The sequence below is a fragment of the Roseateles asaccharophilus genome (assembly GCF_031458115.1).
GTDB classification, from domain to species: domain Bacteria; phylum Pseudomonadota; class Gammaproteobacteria; order Burkholderiales; family Burkholderiaceae_C; genus Pelomonas; species Pelomonas asaccharophilus_A.
On sequence record NZ_JAVDXV010000010.1, the window covers coordinates 216433 to 230581 of the forward strand.

The following is a 14149-nucleotide window of genomic DNA, read 5'->3' on the forward strand; positions in this document are numbered from 1 at the left end:
GTCGTGCGCCGCCGCCAAAGCTCCGCGACCTGGCTGATGCTGGCCCACATGGGCTTGGTCGTCTACGCGAGCCTCTATCCGTTCTGGCCCTGGCGCTGGCCGCCGGGCATGGGCCTGCCCTGGCTGTTCGGCCTGCCCTGGCCGCCGCGCTTCTGGGCCTTCGACGTGGAGGCCAACCTGCTGGGCTACATCCCGCTGGGCCTGCTGGGATTTGCGGCGGCGATGCGTTCCGGCTGGGGGATGCGTGGCGCGCTGCTGCTGGGCTTCCTCCCCGGGCCGCTGCTGTCGCTGACGATGGAGACGCTGCAGTTCTTCCTGCCAGGCCGCGTGCCGTCGCTATCGGATTGGGCGCTGAACTCCGCAGGCAGTTCGCTGGGCGCGCTGCTGGGCGTCGTGCTGAGCGGCCTGGGTGGGCTGCAGCGCTGGGAGGACATGCGCGACCACTGGTTTGGCAGCAGCAGCGCGCCGGCGCTGGCCTTGCTGGCATTGTGGCCGGTGGCGCTGCTGTACCCCACGCCGCTGCCATTCGGTCTCGGTCAATGGCTGCCGTGGTGGCGCGAATCGCTGGTCGATGCGCTGGCCGGCACGCCCTGGGCGCTGGACTGGGGCGACGCCGTCACGGTGGAGCACGAGTTGCCGCCGGGGCTGCAGTCGCTGGCCATCGCGCTGGGCTTGGTGGCGCCGGTACTGTTGATGATCACCGTCGCGCGCCCCGGGCTGCGCCGCGTCGTGCTGGCCGCCGGCGCGGTGCTGCTGGGCCTGCTGGGCACGGCGACCGCGACCGCCATGGCCTTCGGGCCGGACCACGCCTGGGCCTGGCTCAGCGAGGCCACGCGGCCCGGCGTGGGCCTGGGGCTGGTGCTGGCGCTGCTGGCCTGCCTGCTGCCATCGCGCGTGGCGGCGGCGCTGGGACTTTTTGCGCTGTGCGCGCTGATCGGCCTCATCAGTGTGGCGCCCAGCGACCCGTATCTGGCGCTGAACATGCAGGCCTGGGAACACGGCCGCTTCGTCAACCTGTACGGCCTGACCCGCTGGGTGGCCTGGACCTGGCCCTTCCTGTCGCTGATCTGGCTGACGGCCCGGCTGGTGCAGAGGCCGGGTTGACCCCAGTGCCGGTGCGAGAATCGACCTCGATGAGTTATTACCAGCGCCACGTTTTCTTCTGCCTGAACCAACGCAGCAATGGCGAGGCCAGTTGTGCCGACCATGACGCCCAGGCGGCCTTCGACCACTGCAAGTCCCGCGTGAAGCAGTTGGGCCTGGCGGGCAAGGACGGCGTTCGTGTCAACAAGGCGGGCTGCCTGGACCGCTGCGCCGGCGGGCCGGTCGCCGTCGTCTACCCCGAGGCCGTCTGGTATTCGTGGGTGGACCAGAGCGACATCGACGAGATCGTCGAAAGCCATCTGCGCGACGGCCAGGTCGTCGAGCGCCTGGTGCTGCCGGACAGCGTGGGCCGATGAATTCGCAGACCGAAAAGCGCCTGGTGCCCGGCCCGGCCGGCCAGATCGAGGTGGCCATCGACCTGCCGGCCCACGGTTCCTCACCGGTGGGTACGGCGCTGATCTGCCATCCCAACCCGACGCAGGGCGGCACGATGGACAACAAGGTCGTGCAGACGCTGGCGCGCGCCTTCATCCAGCTGGGCTGGCGCGCCGTGCGCTTCAACTTCCGCGGCATCGGCAAGTCCGAGGGTGGCTGGGACGAAGGCCGCGGCGAAGTCGATGACGCGCTGGCCGTGCTGGACGCCGTGTGCGCGCCCGGCGAGGCGCTGATCCTGTCGGGCTTCTCCTTTGGCGGCTATGTGGCGTCGCGCGCCGCACAGCGCATTGCCGAGCCCGCACAGCGCCTGGTGCTGGTGGGCCCCGCCACCAGCCGTTTCGATACCGCCCCCGTGCCGGCCGACACCGTGGTCATCCACGGCGAGGTCGACGACGTGGTGCCGCTGGCCTCCGTGCTCGACTGGGCGCGGCCGCAGAGCCTGCCCGTCACCGTCGTCCCCGGCGTGGGCCATTTCTTCCACGGGCAGTTGCCGCTGCTCAAGTCTCTGGTGATCCGCGCCTTCGATCCGGCGCGGGCCTGAAGCCATCCGATGAAAAGACTGTTTGCCTCCTTCCTCGCCGCACTCGCGCTCACCGCCCAGGCTCAGGCGCCGCAACCGCCCGAAATCGCCGCACGCAACTACGTGCTGGTGGACCTGACCACGAACAAGACGCTGGCCGAGCGCGATGCCGACACGCCGCAGGACCCGGCGTCGCTCACCAAGCTGATGACGGCCTACGTCGTATTCGGCGCGCTGCGCGACAAGAAGCTGACGCTGGAGCAGACGCTGCCCGTGTCCAAGCGCGCCTGGGACGAGCGCAAGGGTGACCCGTCGCTGATGTTCATCGACACGACGATGACGCCCAAGGTCGACGAACTGCTGCGCGGCCTCATCATCCAGAGCGGCAACGACGCTGCCGTCGCGCTGGCCGAGGGCGTGGGCGGCACGGTGGAAGGCTTCGTGCAGCTGATGAACCGCCAGGTGCAGGCCTGGGGCCTGAAGAACACCGAGTTCAAGAACGTGACCGGCATGAGCGAGCCCGGCCACCGCGCCAGCGCGCGCGACATCGCCGTCATCGCGGCCCACATCATCAAGGACTACCCCGAGTACTACGCCTACTACTCGCAGCGCGACTACACCTTCAACAAGATCCGCCAGGACAACCGCAACCTGCTGCTGCGCCGCGACCCATCGGTGGACGGCATGAAGACCGGCTACACCGAGGCTGCCGGCTACTGCCTGGTATCCAGCGCCAACCGCGACTTCCCCAACGGCAAGCGCCGCCTGCTGTCGGTCGTCATGGGCACCAGTTCCAAGGAAGCGCGTGCCAGCGAAAGCCAGAAGCTGCTGAACTGGGGCTACACCGCCTTCGACGCGGTCAAGGTCTTCGACGCCGGCAAGGCCATCGCGACCGTGCCGGTCTGGAAGGGCGAGGCCAAGGAGGCCAAACTGGGCGCCTCGGACGCCGTCTACGTGGCCGTGCCGCGTGGCGACGCCGCCAAGCTGCAGACCCAGGTCGAGCGCACCGACCCGCTGGTCGCGCCGCTGAACAAGGGCCAGCGCGTGGGTACCCTGCGCGTGACGACGACCGGTGGCGCGGCCGTGGCCGAGATCCCGCTGATCGTGCAGGAAGCCGTGCCGGTCGCCGGCATCTTCGGCCGCGCGTTCGACTCCATCCGCCTGTGGATCAAGTGATCGGAGACCTCGCATGAATCTGCCTCCGGACATCCCGCCCGAACAGTCGCTGATCGAGTACCCGTCGCAGTTCCCCATCAAGGTGATGGGCGCACACGTGGAGGGCTTCGTCGAGGCCATCACGCATGTGGCGCTGCAGTTCGACCCGGCGTTCGACGCCGCGACCATCGAGCAGCGCCCCAGCAAGGGCGGCAACTACCTGGGCCTGACCATCACGATCACGGCCACCAGCCGCGAGCAGCTGGACGAGATCTACCGCACGCTGACCACGCACCCGATGGTCAAGGTGGTGCTCTGATCAGGTCGACGCGTCGGCGGCCTCCATCGCCTTGAGCTTGGCACGGGCGGCGACGTCGCCATTGCGGGCCGCCGCGTTGTACCAGTAGCGCGCCAGGCGCGCATCGGCTTCCACGCCCAGACCGGTCTCGAACATCGAGGCCACGAGGTATTGCGCGCCCACGTCGCCGGCCTTGGCCGCTTCCAGATACCAGCGGTGGGCGTGGACCATGTCCTGCGCGCGCCCGCGGCCCAGGTAATAGCAGGTGGCGGTGGCCAGCGCGCCGTCGCCGTTGCCATGTTCAGCGGCGCGCTCGAACCAGTCGCAGGCGGCTTTGGGGTCGCGCTTGCCGCGCCGGCCGTTCTCGATCATCTCGCCCAGCGCGTTCTCGGCGCGTGCGTACTGCTGGGCCGCCGCGCGCTGCAGCCAGTGCCAGGCCCGCGCGTCGCTGGCGCCCGGCAGTTCGCGGCGCAGATGCATCATGGCCAGGTTGAACTGGCCCAGCGCCTCGCCGCGCGCGGCCGAGGCGGCAAAGCCCTGGGCAGCTGCTTTCAAGTTGCCGTCGTCGTAAGCCGTCAGCGCTTCGGACAGCGTGGCGGCGTGCGCCATCGACAGGGCCAGCAGCAGCGCGGCAATCGGTGCAGTCTTCATGGTGATGAGTCGGCCCGGGCGGGCGAGGGCTTACAGGCCCTGCCTATGATGCCTGCATGATCGTCAAGACATTGGGGTGGGTGGATTACCTGCCCACACTGGAGGCCATGCGCGCCTTCACGGCCGCGCGCGATGCCGACACGCCCGACGAGTTGTGGCTGTGCGAGCACCCGCCCACGTTCACGCAAGGCATTGCCGGCAAGCCCGAGCACCTGCTGCTGCCGGGCGACATCCCGGTCGTGCCCACCGAGCGTGGCGGCCAGGTGACCTATCACGGCCCGGGCCAGGTCACGGCCTACCCGTTGGTGGACCTGCGCCGCCTGGGCATCTACGTGAAGGAGTACGTGTTCCGGCTGGAGACGGCCCTCATCCAGACGCTGGACGGCTACGGCGTGACCGGCCTGCGCGTGGCTGGCGCGCCCGGCATCTACGTGCGCCCGGCGGACCCCGGCGCCCATGCGGCGCCCGCCGGCCCGACCGACCCGGCCAATGCCTTCAAGGGCCTGGCCAAGATCGCCGCCCTGGGCATCAAGATCAACCGCCACTGCAGCTTTCACGGCCTCGCGCTGAACGTCGCGATGGACCTGGAACCCTTCGGCCGCATCAACCCTTGCGGATACGAAGGGCTGGAAACCACATCCCTCGATAAAATCGGGGTTTTCACGGACTGGCCGACCGCGGCCAGCCGTCTCGCCGAGCGGCTCTCGGCCCAGTTGACTCCCTGACCATGACCGACACGACGACGACCTACGACCCCAGCGTCAAGCAGAAAGCCGAGGCCAAGACCTCGCGCATCCCGATCAAGATCGTGCCGGCGGAGACGCTGAAGAAGCCTGACTGGATCCGCGTGAAAGCGGGCTCGCCGACGACGCGCTTCTACGAGATCAAGCAGATCCTGCGTGAGCACAAGCTGCACACGGTCTGCGAGGAAGCCAGCTGCCCCAACATCGGCGAGTGCTTCGGCAAGGGCACGGCGACGTTCATGATCATGGGCGACAAGTGCACGCGCCGCTGCCCGTTCTGCGACGTGGGCCATGGCCGCCCCGATCCGCTGGACGTCAACGAGCCGCTGAACCTGGCCAAGACCATCGCGGCCCTGAAGCTGAAGTATGTCGTCATCACCAGCGTGGACCGCGACGACCTGAAGGACGGCGGCGCCGCCCACTTCGCCGAGTGCATCACGAAGACGCGCGAGCTGTCGCCGACGACGCAGATCGAGGTGCTGGTGCCCGACTTCCGCGGCCGCGCCGACCGCGCGCTGAACATCCTGAAGGCCGCGCCGCCGGACGTGATGAACCACAACCTGGAAACCGCGCCGCGCCTGTACAAGGAAGCGCGTCCGGGTTCGGACTACGAGTTCAGCCTCAACCTGCTGAAGCGCTTCAAGGAAGAAGTGCCGGGCGTGCCGACCAAGAGCGGCATCATGGTGGGCCTGGGCGAGACGGACGACGAGATCCGACAGGTGATGCGCGACATGCGCGCGCACAACATCGACATGATCACCATCGGCCAGTACCTGGCGCCGTCGGGCCACCACCTGCCGGTGCGCCGCTACGTGACGCCGGACGCCTTCAAGCAGTTCGAGAAGGAAGCCTACGAGCTGGGCTTCACGCACGCGGCCGTGGGCGCGATGGTGCGCAGCAGCTACCACGCGGACCAGCAGGCCCACGGCGTGCTGAATCCGGTCGCCTAACTTCCCAGCACTGCCGGCCGCGCCGGGCGCGGCTGCGGTGCCATGGCCGGTGCCTGCGGGTTGTCGTTCAGCCGCAGGAACTTGAAGCCCGACAGCGTCACCTTGTTCTGACCGGCGTTGCGCGCGTCGCGCTCCGCCATGCGGGCGATGAAGCCCTGCAGCGTCTCCTCGCGCACCTGCGGCTCGGCCGAGTGCAGCAGGCGGCGCGAGCCATCGGCACCGGTGACGATGAGCCCGACGTGTGACGCGTAGTGGTTGCCGTTGCGGCCCGAGATCACGTTGACGAAGTCGCCGTCCTGCAGCTGCGACTCGATGGCGGCCACGTCCTGCTTGGCCACATAGACATCGTCGAAGGGCTGCACCGGGATGTCGCGCTGGATCTTGAACTGCTTCAGCAGGAAGGCTTGGCGGTCGATGCGCTGGTGGTAGGCCTGCGTCGGGGCTCCCAGCGTGCGGGTCACGTCGGTCACCAGCCAGTGGTTGGCGACGTTCCAGTCCGCCTCGGTGTAGTGGTTGCGCGTGGCCGTGCCGATGACGCCGTCACGATAGCGGATGCGCTGCAGCACCCAGAAGAACTCCTCCCACGAGCCGCTCAGCGCCATCGCATAGGTGTGCTCGGCGAAGACGACGCAGTCGCTCTTGGCCAGGCTGAACAGCGGCTGGGTGTCGTAGGTCTCGTACGGGAACTCGCCCAGCAGGAACAACTCGTAGGGCTGGCCGATGTTCTTGCGCGCGATGGCCGCGATGCGCTTGCGCAGGTCGGGCTGCTCCAGCTGCTGCCAGGCCAGATAGCGGCCCACCTCGCGCGGCTGCATCTGGAACAGCGGCTTGTTCAGCAGCTCGCCCAGTTCGGCAGCGGGCAGGCCGACGCGGCGGGCGGCGTCCAGCTGCGCGGCGGTCGGTTCTATCCTGGGCGGCACAGGGGGTTGATGCGCGCAGGCGCTCAACAGCAGCGCGACGGCCAGGGCGGCGAGGGTCTTCTTCGTCATCGCCGCAGTGTCATCCGGCGGCCGGCGCTGCGCTCATGAGAGCTTGTGCGGCTCCCATAACGCAGGCGGCGCCGCTCAGGCCTCGGCCAGCAGCTTCTCAATGAGGCCGTGCAGCGCGGCGAAGTCGGGCTCGCCGACGTAGCGCTTGACGATCTCGCCGCGCTTGTTGATCAGCAGCGTCGTGGGCGTCATCTGCACCGGGCCGAAGGCGTTGGCCACGCTGCCGGTGTTGTCGATCGCCACGCCGAACGGCAGCTTGCGCGTCTCGGCGAACCTGGCGACGAAGGCCGGCGGGTCGTAGCTCATGGCCACGGCCAGCGTGTCGAAGCCGCGCGCCTTGAACTTGTCGTGCGTGGCGACGATCTGCGGCATCTCCTTCACGCAGGTCGCGCAGCTGGTGGCCCAGAAGTTCACCAGCATGACCTTGCCGGTCCATTGCTGCGAGCTGGCCTTGCTGCCGTCCAGCAGCACGTAGTCGACGGCGGGCGCCGATTCCTTGGCGCAGCCCGCCAGCAAGGCGGTGCTCAGGGCGATCAGGGCAAGGGAGCGGCGGTTCAGCATGACCGCCATTCTAGAAAGACCGTCAATTCCGACGCGACAGCTCGAACATCAGCAGCGAGGGCAGCGCGTCCGGCAGGTTGCGGCGCGAGATGCGGGCCACGCCGTCGCGCGTGGCGGTGGAGAGCTGGGTGCGGTGCTCGCCGTCGAACATCTCGACGAAGGCGACGTCCGGCGCCTCGCGCGACACGCCGGCGATCAGCTGCAGCAACGCGTCGTCGGTCAGCGCGGCGTCGAACAGCATCGCGTGCGGCAGGCCCTCGCGGCAGAACTGCTCGGCCTCGGCCACGCTGCCCACCACGTCCACCAGCATGCCCATCTGGCGCACGGCGGTCTGGGCGTCGTGGCGCAGGTCGCGATTGGCCGACAGCACCAGCAGCTGGCAGCCCGCCAGCGGGCGCGAGTTGCCGCCCATGCGTTCGGCCTCGGCTTCGAGCCTGGCGTGGGTGCTGTCGGGCGGTGGCGGCGCGTCATCGGGGGCGAGCTGGTTGAACTCCAGCGTCAGCAGCGTGATGCCGGCCTCCTGCTCGCGCAGCGGCAGCACGCCCAGCGTGATGGCCGTCTGTTCCAGCAGCCGCCAGGCCAGCGAGTCCAGCCCCGCGGACGAGGCCGGCGGGTCGCCGTCGTCGCCCAGCAGGTCCAGCGAGCGGTGCGCGAAGCGGCAGCTCAGGCGTGCCTTGACCGGCCAGGGCGTCAGGTCCAGCCGCAGGTCTACCGACGAGTGCGTGTTGGCCAACGCCCAGTCCATCAGCGCGTTCAGCAGCGCGAACAGCAGCGAACCGTCGGCCCAGATCTCCACGGCCTTGAGCGACTGGCGCACCTGCACGCCGCGCGCCTGCGTCTCGCGGCTGCGCTGGGCCAGAACGCTGCGCAGCATCTGGGTCAGGTGCTGGCGTTCGCGGTTCAGGCGCAGCCGGCCGGACGCGAGGCGTGCGAGTTGCTGGCCCAGCATGCCGGCCGTGCGGGCGTCGTCCACGCTGCGGCGCAGCATGCGCAGGCCGCGGCGGTCGATCTGGCCGGTGGTGGCCAGGTTCTGGATCTGTTCCAGCGCCGCGCTCAGCGGTCCCGCGATTTCAGCGCCCAGCTGCTGGACGATGTCAGCCCACTGCACCGGCGTGGGTTCTGGCATGACATCGTTGGCGGCGCTGACTGGCGCGGAGGACGGCGGTGTGGACATGGCCCCGAATTGAGAAGAACCGCGGCAATGGTTCTAGTGCTTGGGCAGCCGCGGTTTATGAAAGCGCATGCTCAGTGCAGGCGGTCGGGCTCTCCATCCCCTGGGCGGGGGGAAACCCTTGGTTCAGGGGTGGGTTTGCACTCACATGATCACGCCCGCTTGGCGCCAATTCGTGATTTCTTCCATGCTACAGCCGGCTTCACGCAACAAGTCCTCGCTGTGCTGACCCAGCAGCGGCGGTGCATGGCGGTACTGCACGGGCGTGGCCGATAGCTTCATCGGGCTGGCGATGAGGCGCAGGTCGGGGGTCAGCGGATGGGGCAGGTTCACCACGGCGCCGCGAGCTTGCGCCTGCGGGTCGGCCAGCGCCTCACCAATTGAGTTGATCGAGCCGCAGGGCACCTTGGCCGCTTCCAGCGCCGCCAGCCAGTCGGCGCGCGGACGCTGGCGGACGGCATCCTCCAGCAGCGGCACGAGAACGGCGCGGTTGCGCACGCGTTCGGCGTTGGTGGCGAAGCGCGGGTCGGCGGCCCAGTCCGGCCGGCCGGCGATGTCGCAGAACTTGGCGAACTGGCGGTCGTTGCCCACGGCCAGGATCAGGTGGCCGTCGCGGGTCTCGAACACCTGGTAGGGCACGATGTTCTGGTGGGCATTGCCCATGCGGCCCGGCGTCTTGCCGTTGCACAGGTAGTTGCTGCCCAGGTTGGCGAGCATGGCGAGCTGGGTGTCGAACAAGGCCATGTCGATGATCTGGCCCTGGCCGGTGGCGTCGCGGTGGCGCAGCGCGGCCAGGATGGCGACGGTGGCGTACATGCCGGTGAACAGGTCGGCGACCGCCACGCCCACCTTCTGCGGGCCGCCGCCGGGCAGGTCGTCGCGCTCGCCGGTCACGCTCATCAGCCCGCCCATGCCCTGGACGGCGTAGTCATAGCCGGCGCGATCGGCATACGGGCCGGTCTGACCGAAGCCGGTGATGGAGCAGATGACCAGGCCGGGGTGCTCGGCCAGCAGGCTCTGCGCGTCCAGCCCGTAGCGGGCCAGGTCGCCGACCTTGAAGTTCTCCACCAGCACGTCCACCTGGCCGGCCAGCTTGCGCACGATGGCCTGGCCCTCGGGCCTGGACAGGTCCACGGCGAGCGAGCGCTTGTTGCGGTTGGCGCCCAGGAAGTAGGCGGCCTCGGACGTGTCCTGGCCGTCGGCGTCCTTCAGATAGGGCGGGCCCCAGGCGCGGGTGTCGTCACCGCTGCCGGGGCGTTCGATCTTGATGACGTCGGCGCCCAGGTCGGCCAGCGTCTGCGTACACCAGGGGCCGGCCAGCACACGGGACAGGTCCAGCACGCGCACGCCAGCCAGCGCCTGGGGGGCTTGGGGAGGGGACAACTCTTGCATTGCGGAATTGTCGCGGGGCAGCTACCGATAATTCGGCCATGCGCCTCAGCCTCTCCGCCGGATTTGCCCTAATGCTGGGCCTGCTGTTGTCGGCCTGCCAGCCGGCGCTGAACTGGCGCGAGACGCGGCCGGCCGGTTCGGGTGCCGTCGCCTCCTTCCCATGCAAGCCCGAGGTGGAGCAGCGCCAGAACAGCGGACTGGCCCAGTGCGAAGCGGGCGGTCGTGGTTTCGCGCTGTCCTGGGCCGAGGCGCCCGACGCCACGCAGTCCGGCGCTGCGCTGAAGGCCATGGCCCAGGCGCTGGCCACCAAGCTGGGCCAGCCACTGCCCGCCGCCGCGCCGCTGCAAGTGGCGGGCATGACGCCGCTGCCGCAGGCCGCGCAGTACCGCCTCTCGGGCCGCGCCGGCGTCACGCGCGTGGCCGTGTTCGCCTATGGTGGCCGGGTCTACCAGGCGCTGATGACGGCCCCGGAAGACGACGCGGCGGCCTGGGAGATCTTCGCCGCCGGGCTGCGCATCGAGGCGGCCCGCTAACATGCCGCCATGCCCCATCTGCTTGTGATCGCCCACGCGCCGCTGGCCTCCGCGCTGCGGCAGGTGGCCGAACACACCTTCCCCGACTGCGCGCCCACGTTGACCGTGCTGGACGTCCAACCCGGCACGGCGCCGGAAGGCGTCGAGGCGGCCGCCCGGGCGCTGATGGCCACGGCGCCTGGCGGCGACTGGCTGGTGCTGGCGGACGCCTATGGCGCGTCGCCCAGCAACGGCGCCCAGTTGCTGGCGGGCGAGCGGGTGCAGGTGCTCACTGGTGTCAGCGTGCCCATGCTGTGGCGCACGCTCTGCTACGCCGACAAGAAGTCCTTGACCGAACTGGCCCGGTACGCCGTGCAGGGTGCGGTCAGCGGCATCGTCGCCACGCCCCCCTTGCCTCCCGACGAATGATCAAGTCCACCCTCACCATCAGCAACAAGCTGGGTCTTCACGCGCGTGCGTCCGCCAAGCTGACCAAACTGGCCGGCAGCTTCAAGTGCGAGGTGCACATGAGCCGCAACGGCCGTCGCGTGAACGCCAAGAGCATCATGGGCGTGATGATGCTGGCCGCCGGCATGGGCGCAACCGTCGAACTGGAGACGGACGGCGAGGACGAACAGGCCGCGCAAGACCAGATCACCGCCCTCGTCAACGACAAGTTCGGCGAAGGCCAGTGAGCTGAACCTCAGCCGCTGATGCGGCGAAAGCGTGCGGGCAGGTCCGCCGTGCGCAGCAGCAGCGGCAGGTCGGCGGTGTTGAAGTCTGGATCCCACGCCGGCTCGCCCATCAGTTTGGCGCCGCAGCGCAGATAGCCGCGGATCAGCGCCGGCGGCTCCACCTGCAGGTCTTGCCGCAGGTGCGCGATGGGCAGCGGCAGGCGCGGGCGCACCTGGCAGTCGATGGGCGCCAGATGCTGGGCGGCGATCTGCCGCCACAGGCTGGCCGCGTAATGGCCGCCGTCGCGCATGCTGACGCTGGCGCAGCCGATGACGGTATTCAGGCCGTTGCGGGCCATGAATTCGGCCAGCGCGCCCCACAGCGCCAGGATGGCGCCGCCGCTGCGGTGGTCCGCATGCACGCAGGAGCGGCCGATCTCCACCAGCCGCGGTCGTATCGAGCGCAGTCGCGTCAGGTCGAACTCGGTGTCGCTGTACAGGCCGCCGGCACGCTTGGCCGCCGCCGGTGTCAGCACCCGGTAGGTGCCGATGACCGGGCCGGGTTCGTCGTCCGAGCTGCCCGCACGTACCAGCAGGTGTTCGCAGTAGGCGTCGAAGAGGTCGATGTCCAGGCCGGCCGGCGCGCCCTTGGGCGGCGCCAGGCGAGCTCCCATCTCGACGGCAAACACCTGATAGCGCAGGGCCTGGGCTTCACGCACCTCGGCCTCGCTGCGGGCCCAGTCGACGCTGAGACGGAGAGAGGGTTGTGCCCGGCGCTCGGCGAACTGCGGGGTGGCGGCTCGCGTCAGCGCCTGCGTGACGATGGGATTGCGATTCATGCCCGCCATGCTGGGCGGCAGGTTTGACGCTGAGGTGAAGACCCTATGAAAAAACCATGAGGCGCCGGGTCGGCGGGTCAGGCTACATTGGCCGCTCGGTCTGTGAAAGGGTGTCGATGAGTTTCCAGGTGTTCGGCATTGCGGTCTCACGCGGCGTGGCCATAGGCCGGGCGGTGTTGGTGGCGTCCAGCCGTGTCGACGTGGCCCACTACTTCGTGGCGCCCGACGAGATCCAGGCCGAGATTGCCCGCCTGCTGCGTGCGCGGGATGCGGTCGTCCAGGAACTGGAAACACTGAAGAACGAGCTGCCCGAGGACGCGCCTCACGAACTGGCCGCGCTGCTGGACGTGCACCTGATGCTGTTGCACGACGAGGCCTTCACCGGCGGTGCCAGCCAATGGATCGTCGACCGGCACTACAACGCCGAATGGGCGCTGTCTGCGCAGCTCGAGGTGCTGGCGCGCGCCTTTGACGAGATGGAGGACGACTACCTGCGGGAGCGCAAGGCCGACTTGGAGCAGGTGGTGGAGCGTGTTCTCGGTGCCCTGGCCCAGGAGCAGGGCGATGCGCCCACGCCCGTCACGCCCCGCGACTTCGCTGGCGAGGACCCGCTGCTGCTGGTGGCCGCCGACATCGCGCCGGCCGACATGATCCAGTTCAAGCGCAGCGTGTTCCGCGGCTTCATCACCGACATCGGCGGAAAGACCTCGCACACCGCCATCGTCGCCCGCAGCATGGACATCCCGGCGGTGGTCGGCACGCGCGAGGCGTCGCGCCTCATCATGCAGGACGACTGGGTCATCATCGACGGCGACGCTGGCACGGTCATCGTCAACCCCTCGCCCATCGTGCTGGAGGAGTACCGGTTCCGCCAGCGCCAGAGCGAACTGGAGCGGGCACGGCTGGCCCGCCTGCGTCATACGCCGGCAGTCACGCTGGACGGCGAGCACATCGAACTGCACGCCAACATCGAGATGCCAGCCGACGCTGAGGCGGCCGTCGCGGCAGGCGCCACCGGCGTCGGGCTGTTCCGCAGCGAGTTCCTGTTCATGAACCGCGATGGGGAGCTGCCCAGCGAGGACGAGCAGTTCGAGGCCTACAAGGCGGCGGTCGAGGCGATGAAAGGCATGCCGGTGACGATTCGCACCGTCGACGTCGGCGCCGACAAGCCGTTGGACCGACTCACGGTCAACGAACTGCGGCACGAGCATGTACTGAATCCAGCCATGGGCTTGCGCGCCATCCGCTGGAGCTTGGCCGAGCCCAGCATGTTCAGGCAGCAGCTGCGCGCCATATATAGAGCGAGCGCGTATGGCAAGGTCCGGCTGCTGATTCCCATGGTGGCCCACCTCAGTGAGGTGCGGCAGATCCTGGAGACCATCAAGAAGGTGCAGCAGCAGCTCACCGACGCTGGCCATGCGTTCACGCGCGTGGAACTGGGCGTCATGATCGAAATCCCCGCCGCGGCGGTCATGCTTCCGTTGCTGCTGCGGCATGTGGACTTCGTCTCCATCGGCACCAACGACCTTATTCAGTACACGTTGGCCATCGACCGCGCGGATGAGGCCGTGGCGCACTTGTACGACCCGTGGCATCCGGCAGTGCTGCAACTCATCAGCCAGTCCATCGCGCAGGCGCGTGCTGCAGGCAAGGGCGTGAGTGTCTGTGGCGAGATGGCGGGCGATCCCGACTTCACGGAGTTGTTGCTGGCAATGGGGCTGCGCAGCTTCTCCATGCATCCATCGCAAATCCCGGCAGTGAAGCAACGTGTGCTGCGCGCCGATGCGCAGCGTCTGGCGGGCGCGCTACCCAAGCTACTGGATAGTGAGGATCCGCAAGCCACGGCCGAGCGGGAGCTGGCTGCCGTCAGGGCCGCACCTGCTGCCGCACATTGAAAGCCGCACCGAGTGATTGAGGCCGCTGGCGCCTCAGCCGACGAGGGCTCAACAAACTAATTTGCAGCATCTCTTGCCCGCCCCAAATTTCCTGTGCTACAGTCGTGGGCTTCGCTGATGACGGAACTGAGTTGCAAGACGCAGGGCTGAGTTGGCGGAGGCGGATCGAAAGGTCTGGGCGGATCGAGAGAGTCGCCGAGTGCTTCGAAAATAATTTTTCAAAAGTACTTGACGACAGATGCGAAAGCAGTTCAAAATCC

At 68.7% G+C, this 14149-nt stretch carries 17 protein-coding genes; 11 read left to right on the forward strand and 6 right to left on the reverse strand.

Annotated elements, in window-relative coordinates; genetic code table 11:
* Positions 1 to 3 precede the first annotated feature (3 nt).
* Genes J2X21_RS23755 through J2X21_RS23775 form a run of 5 tightly spaced genes read left to right on the forward strand, consistent with a single transcriptional unit; the run spans position 4 to position 3533 of the window.
* A complete protein-coding gene (locus tag J2X21_RS23755) occupies positions 4 to 1104 on the forward strand; it encodes a VanZ family protein (RefSeq protein WP_310332604.1) in 1101 nt (366 codons plus the stop codon).
* A 29-nt stretch (positions 1105 to 1133) separates the two neighbouring features.
* The gene (locus J2X21_RS23760) at positions 1134 to 1460 is read left to right on the forward strand and encodes a (2Fe-2S) ferredoxin domain-containing protein (protein ID WP_310332605.1); all 327 of its coding nucleotides are present in this window, start codon (positions 1134 to 1136) and stop codon (positions 1458 to 1460) included.
* Entirely contained in the window at positions 1457 to 2080 is a 624-nt protein-coding gene (locus tag J2X21_RS23765; protein WP_310332606.1) for an alpha/beta hydrolase, read from the forward strand. Before J2X21_RS23760 ends, J2X21_RS23765 begins: the two co-directional genes overlap by 4 nt.
* A 9-nt stretch (positions 2081 to 2089) precedes the next feature.
* Positions 2090 to 3235, forward strand: coding sequence for a D-alanyl-D-alanine carboxypeptidase family protein (locus tag J2X21_RS23770; protein ID WP_310332607.1), 1146 nt, complete (start codon positions 2090 to 2092; stop codon positions 3233 to 3235).
* Positions 3236 to 3248: 13 nt separating this feature from the next.
* On the forward strand, positions 3249 to 3533 hold the full coding sequence (locus tag J2X21_RS23775) for a DUF493 family protein (RefSeq protein ID WP_310332608.1): 285 nt from the start codon (positions 3249 to 3251) through the stop codon (positions 3531 to 3533).
* On the opposite strand, the gene J2X21_RS23780 is transcribed toward J2X21_RS23775, so the two are convergent.
* Positions 3534 to 4163: a tetratricopeptide repeat protein gene (locus tag J2X21_RS23780; protein ID WP_310332609.1), complete on the reverse strand. Its 630-nt coding sequence runs from the start codon at positions 4161 to 4163 to the stop codon at positions 3534 to 3536. It lies immediately after the preceding gene.
* Between the two features lie 56 nt (positions 4164 to 4219).
* Between J2X21_RS23780 and lipB the strand changes: the two genes are divergently transcribed.
* Complete coding sequence (gene lipB / locus J2X21_RS23785; RefSeq protein ID WP_310332610.1) at positions 4220 to 4888, forward strand: lipoyl(octanoyl) transferase LipB; 669 nt, start codon at positions 4220 to 4222, stop codon at positions 4886 to 4888.
* Positions 4889 to 4890: 2 nt separating this feature from the next.
* Positions 4891 to 5856 (forward strand): lipoyl synthase, encoded by a 966-nt coding sequence (gene lipA, locus J2X21_RS23790; RefSeq protein WP_310332611.1) that lies wholly within the window; start codon positions 4891 to 4893, stop codon positions 5854 to 5856.
* Here lipA and J2X21_RS23795 read toward each other — a convergent pair.
* The 4 genes from J2X21_RS23795 to J2X21_RS23810 all read right to left on the reverse strand — a co-directional run bounded on the left by J2X21_RS23795 (position 5853) and on the right by J2X21_RS23810 (position 9969).
* The gene (locus J2X21_RS23795; RefSeq protein WP_310332612.1) at positions 5853 to 6845 is read right to left on the reverse strand and encodes an N-acetylmuramoyl-L-alanine amidase-like domain-containing protein; all 993 of its coding nucleotides are present in this window, start codon (positions 6843 to 6845) and stop codon (positions 5853 to 5855) included. The genes lipA and J2X21_RS23795 overlap by 4 nt on opposite strands.
* A 75-nt stretch (positions 6846 to 6920) precedes the next feature.
* Positions 6921 to 7406 carry a TlpA family protein disulfide reductase gene (locus tag J2X21_RS23800; protein WP_310332613.1) on the reverse strand — a complete coding sequence of 162 codons (486 nt, stop codon included), beginning with the start codon at positions 7404 to 7406 and terminating at the stop codon, positions 6921 to 6923.
* A 22-nt stretch (positions 7407 to 7428) separates the two neighbouring features.
* On the reverse strand, positions 7429 to 8580 hold the full coding sequence (locus J2X21_RS23805; protein WP_310332614.1) for an ATP-binding protein: 1152 nt from the start codon (positions 8578 to 8580) through the stop codon (positions 7429 to 7431).
* Positions 8581 to 8721: 141 nt separating this feature from the next.
* A complete protein-coding gene (locus J2X21_RS23810) occupies positions 8722 to 9969 on the reverse strand; it encodes a CaiB/BaiF CoA transferase family protein (RefSeq protein ID WP_310332615.1) in 1248 nt (415 codons plus the stop codon).
* Positions 9970 to 10007: 38 nt separating this feature from the next.
* Here J2X21_RS23810 and J2X21_RS23815 point away from each other — a divergent pair, with 38 nt between their 5' ends.
* From J2X21_RS23815 to J2X21_RS23825, 3 genes are read left to right on the forward strand one after another with little or no spacing between them, the layout of a single operon-like run.
* Complete coding sequence (locus J2X21_RS23815; protein WP_310332616.1) at positions 10008 to 10502, forward strand: hypothetical protein; 495 nt, start codon at positions 10008 to 10010, stop codon at positions 10500 to 10502.
* Between the two features lie 9 nt (positions 10503 to 10511).
* Complete coding sequence (locus J2X21_RS23820; protein ID WP_310332617.1) at positions 10512 to 10910, forward strand: PTS sugar transporter subunit IIA; 399 nt, start codon at positions 10512 to 10514, stop codon at positions 10908 to 10910.
* Positions 10907 to 11176: an HPr family phosphocarrier protein gene (locus J2X21_RS23825; protein WP_310332618.1), complete on the forward strand. Its 270-nt coding sequence runs from the start codon at positions 10907 to 10909 to the stop codon at positions 11174 to 11176. The genes J2X21_RS23820 and J2X21_RS23825 overlap by 4 nt, the downstream gene beginning before the upstream one ends.
* A gap of 8 nt (positions 11177 to 11184) precedes the next feature.
* On the opposite strand, the gene J2X21_RS23830 is transcribed toward J2X21_RS23825, so the two are convergent.
* Positions 11185 to 11994 (reverse strand): GNAT family N-acetyltransferase, encoded by an 810-nt coding sequence (locus J2X21_RS23830; protein ID WP_310332619.1) that lies wholly within the window; start codon positions 11992 to 11994, stop codon positions 11185 to 11187.
* A 116-nt stretch (positions 11995 to 12110) separates the two neighbouring features.
* On the opposite strand from J2X21_RS23830, the gene ptsP reads away from it, so the two are divergent.
* Positions 12111 to 13889 carry a phosphoenolpyruvate--protein phosphotransferase gene (gene ptsP / locus J2X21_RS23835; RefSeq protein ID WP_310332620.1) on the forward strand — a complete coding sequence of 593 codons (1779 nt, stop codon included), beginning with the start codon at positions 12111 to 12113 and terminating at the stop codon, positions 13887 to 13889.
* The last annotated feature ends 260 nt before the right edge of the window (positions 13890 to 14149 follow it).

Coding starts and splice junctions, on each gene's coding strand:
- J2X21_RS23775 (WP_310332608.1), top strand. CDS start 3,249: ATGAATCTGCCTCCGGACATCCCGCCCGAACAGTCGCTGATCGAGTAC.
- lipA (WP_310332611.1), top strand. CDS start 4,891: ATGACCGACACGACGACGACCTACGACCCCAGCGTCAAGCAGAAAGCC.
- J2X21_RS23830 (WP_310332619.1), bottom strand. CDS start 11,994: ATGAATCGCAATCCCATCGTCACGCAGGCGCTGACGCGAGCCGCCACC.
- J2X21_RS23795 (WP_310332612.1), bottom strand. CDS start 6,845: ATGACGAAGAAGACCCTCGCCGCCCTGGCCGTCGCGCTGCTGTTGAGC.
- J2X21_RS23765 (WP_310332606.1), top strand. CDS start 1,457: ATGAATTCGCAGACCGAAAAGCGCCTGGTGCCCGGCCCGGCCGGCCAG.
- J2X21_RS23820 (WP_310332617.1), top strand. CDS start 10,512: ATGCCCCATCTGCTTGTGATCGCCCACGCGCCGCTGGCCTCCGCGCTG.
- J2X21_RS23810 (WP_310332615.1), bottom strand. CDS start 9,969: ATGCAAGAGTTGTCCCCTCCCCAAGCCCCCCAGGCGCTGGCTGGCGTG.
- lipB (WP_310332610.1), top strand. CDS start 4,220: ATGATCGTCAAGACATTGGGGTGGGTGGATTACCTGCCCACACTGGAG.
- J2X21_RS23800 (WP_310332613.1), bottom strand. CDS start 7,406: ATGCTGAACCGCCGCTCCCTTGCCCTGATCGCCCTGAGCACCGCCTTG.
- J2X21_RS23815 (WP_310332616.1), top strand. CDS start 10,008: ATGCGCCTCAGCCTCTCCGCCGGATTTGCCCTAATGCTGGGCCTGCTG.
- J2X21_RS23760 (WP_310332605.1), top strand. CDS start 1,134: ATGAGTTATTACCAGCGCCACGTTTTCTTCTGCCTGAACCAACGCAGC.
- ptsP (WP_310332620.1), top strand. CDS start 12,111: ATGAGTTTCCAGGTGTTCGGCATTGCGGTCTCACGCGGCGTGGCCATA.
- J2X21_RS23825 (WP_310332618.1), top strand. CDS start 10,907: ATGATCAAGTCCACCCTCACCATCAGCAACAAGCTGGGTCTTCACGCG.
- J2X21_RS23780 (WP_310332609.1), bottom strand. CDS start 4,163: ATGAAGACTGCACCGATTGCCGCGCTGCTGCTGGCCCTGTCGATGGCG.
- J2X21_RS23770 (WP_310332607.1), top strand. CDS start 2,090: ATGAAAAGACTGTTTGCCTCCTTCCTCGCCGCACTCGCGCTCACCGCC.
- J2X21_RS23805 (WP_310332614.1), bottom strand. CDS start 8,580: ATGTCCACACCGCCGTCCTCCGCGCCAGTCAGCGCCGCCAACGATGTC.